The sequence below is a fragment of the Pseudomonas sp. Pseusp97 genome (assembly GCF_047304025.1).
In the GTDB taxonomy this organism is placed as follows: Bacteria; Pseudomonadota; Gammaproteobacteria; order Pseudomonadales; family Pseudomonadaceae; genus Pseudomonas.
The window spans coordinates 1-3100 of sequence record NZ_JBGLYK010000367.1; the positions used below are offsets into that span (position 1 = coordinate 1).

The 3100-nt window shown below is 67.6% G+C and carries 4 protein-coding genes; all 4 read left to right on the plus strand.

Annotation, left to right across the window (positions count from 1 at the left end):
• Positions 1-1667 (plus strand): tetratricopeptide repeat protein (locus ACCC94_RS28900; protein ID WP_413353015.1); only part of this gene is annotated, 1667 nt, incomplete at its 5' end.
• Between the two features lie 89 nt (positions 1668-1756).
• Positions 1757-2074 carry a DUF2388 domain-containing protein gene (locus ACCC94_RS28905; RefSeq protein WP_413353016.1) on the plus strand — a complete coding sequence of 106 codons (318 nt, stop codon included), beginning with the start codon at positions 1757-1759 and terminating at the stop codon, positions 2072-2074.
• Positions 2075-2186: 112 nt separating this feature from the next.
• Entirely contained in the window at positions 2187-2513 is a 327-nt protein-coding gene (locus ACCC94_RS28910; RefSeq protein WP_413353017.1) for a DUF2388 domain-containing protein, read from the plus strand.
• A gap of 95 nt (positions 2514-2608) precedes the next feature.
• Complete coding sequence (locus ACCC94_RS28915) at positions 2609-2830, plus strand: hypothetical protein (RefSeq protein WP_413353018.1); 222 nt, start codon at positions 2609-2611, stop codon at positions 2828-2830.
• The last annotated feature ends 270 nt before the right edge of the window (positions 2831-3100 follow it).

The following is a 3100-nucleotide window of genomic DNA, read 5'->3' on the forward strand; positions in this document are numbered from 1 at the left end:
TCGGCGTCGGCTGCCAGGCCTGCCACGGGCCGGCGTCCGGGCACCTGGAATGGGTGCAGAAACCCGACCGCAACGCGGCCAAGGGCTTCGATGTACCGCTGCACAACGCCAGCCAGGGCACCATCGTCGAGACCTGCGCACGCTGCCACTCCCGCCGCGCGCCGCTGGCCGACGGATTCCAGAACAACCACCGTTTCATGGACGACTACCTGCCCAGCACCCTGACCCGCGAACTCTATGAGATCGACGGCAAGATCAAGGACGAGGTCTTCGAGTGGGGCTCCTTCACCCAGAGCAAAATGTTCGCCAAGGGCGTGCAGTGCACCGACTGCCACAACCCCCACAGCGGCGAGCTGAAGGCCCCGGGTAACGGCGTCTGCCTGCAATGCCACAACACCGCCGGCAAGCCGGTGCGCCCGCAGATCGACGGAAAGGGCCTGCAGGCGAAGAACTACGACTCCCCCGAGCACCATCACCATGAGCCCGGCAGCGCCGGCGCGCAGTGCACCTCCTGCCACATGCCGGGGCGCTACTACATGGTCAACGACTATCGCCACGACCACGGCTTCACCCTGCCCGACCCGCTCCATGCCCGCCGCATCGGCGCACCGGATGCCTGCCAGGCCTGCCACCGCGACATGCCCGGCAAAGAGCTCGGCTCGAAGTTCCGCGAGTGGTTCGCCAGCGAACTGCCGGCCAAGCCCAATGCCTCGAGCAACCCCGCGCCGCGCTTCGACGACACCCTGTGGAAGGCGCGCAACGGCAAGCCCGGCGCCTCCCGCGCGCTCCACCTGCTGCTGGCCGACGCCAACCTGCCGGCGATCCGTCGCGCCACCCTGCTTGCCGAGCTGCCCAGCTACCCCAGCCCGCGCTCGGCGGAGCTGGTCGCACTGGGCTTGAAGGACGCCGATCCGCTGGTGCGTCACAGCGCCATCCAGGCCCTGCCTGCGCTGGTCGCGCCACCGCAGCAGGTGCTGTTGCTCGCGCCGCTGCTCGGCGATCCGATCCGCGCAGTGCGCAGCGCCGCTGCCTGGCAACTGGCGCAGCTGCCGCCGCAGGAGCTGGCCAGTATCGAGCCCGAGCTGAACAAGGGGCTGGCAGAGTACGAAGCGATCCAGGACGCTCTCGCCGAGCGCGCCGAAGCCAACTTCAACCTCGCCATGCTCTACGAGCGCACCGGCCGTTCGGAACAGGTCGAATCCGCCCTGCGCACGGCACTGGCGCGCAACGAGAATTACCTGCCCGCCCGCGTCACCCTGTTCCAGTGGCTGGAAGCCAACGGCCGCGACGCCGACGCCCGCCAGGTGCTCAAGGAGGGCTTGCGCCTGCAGCCGACCTCGGGATTGCTGCACCACGTCAACGGCCTCGCTCTGGTGCGCCAGGGCCAGCATGCCCAGGCCATGAAGGAGTTGCGCGAGGCGGTACGGCTGGCCCCGGACGACGACCAGTTCCGCTACGTACTGGCCATAGCCCTGCACGATGGCGGAGATCTCGACGGCGCGTGCCACGAACTGGAGGCCCTGCTGCAGAAGCACCCGGCCAACCGCGCGGCGCGGCTGGCGCTGATCGATTACCTGCGCGAATCCGGGCAGTTCCAGAAGGTCCAGCAATTCACGGCGGAACTGGAGCAGCAGAACCCGGACGATCCGTCGCTCAAGCGCGAGTGATAGTCCCAGGACGAACAATTCCGACGACAGGAGGGAACCGCGGAATATTCCGATGCTCTGAGAGGCGCAAAATCACTCAAGGATCCATCATGCGTCGCCGTTCTGCCTCCGTTGTCGTAGCCCTCACCCTGCTCCCCCTCGCCTCCGCCATGGCCGAAGACCGTGACTTCTGGCGCAGCGTCCTGACCTCCGGCGCCACCACCGCCTCGAGCTACCTGACCAGCCGGGACGATCACAAGCTGATCGGCCCGGCCCAGGACGACGCCGCCAGCTTCATCGCCACCGACGGCGCCATTCGCGGCCCCTACCTGGAAGCGACGCTGCAGCACATGCGCAGTGCGGACCCGAGCCTGGCGCAAGCCAGCGACGCCGAGCTGGCCTCCGCCATCCTCGCCGCCCAGCGTTGATTCGCAAGGACTGCGCGGGCGACCGCTCGCGCAGTCCATCAGTAAAATTCCGGAACTCCAGCCAGCCGCAGCGCCTCTCACTTGTACACGGACCTTCAGAAAGGTGTACCCGATGCGTACCGCGAAACTGGCCACTGCCTTTGCCCTGATTGCCCTGCCCGTTGCCTCGGCCATGGCCGACGGCGACTTCTGGCGCGACGTGATCTCCTCCGGCGCCACCACCGCGTCGACCTACCTGACGTTCAAGCACGACAAGCTGATAGTCGCCGCCCAGGACGACGCGAGTGCCTTCGTCGCCACTGACGGCGCCATCCGCGGCCCCTACCTGGAAGCCGCCCTCACCCGCCTGCGCAGCGCCGACGCCGCGCTGCAGGACCGCAGCGACATGGAATTGGCCAACGCCATCCTGACCCGCCGCGATGACCCATCCGCCCAGTGACACCCACCGGCGCGGCCCGTGGCGTTCGCCGCGAGCCACGCCAGGCGGTGCGGGCTGTGTTCTACTGACACTCCGATTACGACAAGGAGTGTCCCATGAACGATCCCATCCAGCCGTTGAAGATCACCCTGATCCTGCTGATCGCCAGTGAAGGCTTCTGGCTGCTCAGCCGCCTGCTCAGCGTGGTCGGTCTCGACATCTACTCGCTGCTGCCCTCGGCGGTCTACAACCTGATCGGCATGCTCAGCAACGTGCTGATGATCCTGCTGTTCGTGTTCCTGATCCGCCTGATCGGACGCTTGCAGCTCAAGCCCTGAATCCCGCCGCAAAACAGAGCCCTCCAAGGAGCGCGGCTGCCGCGAACGCCACGTTTGCCCGTCGAACGCTGCGTAGGATGGGCGGAGCCTGAGCGATACCCATGCTGTCGGTGCACGGAGCTGATGGGTATCGCTGCGCTCCACGCCATCCTACGTCATGCCTCGGACCGCACCGGAATCAAACTGTAGGAGCGGGGGTTGGGGGGGGACCCCCCCCCCCCCCGGGCGCCGGGGGGGCCGTGGGCGGGCCGCGGGCGGCCGACGAAAAAA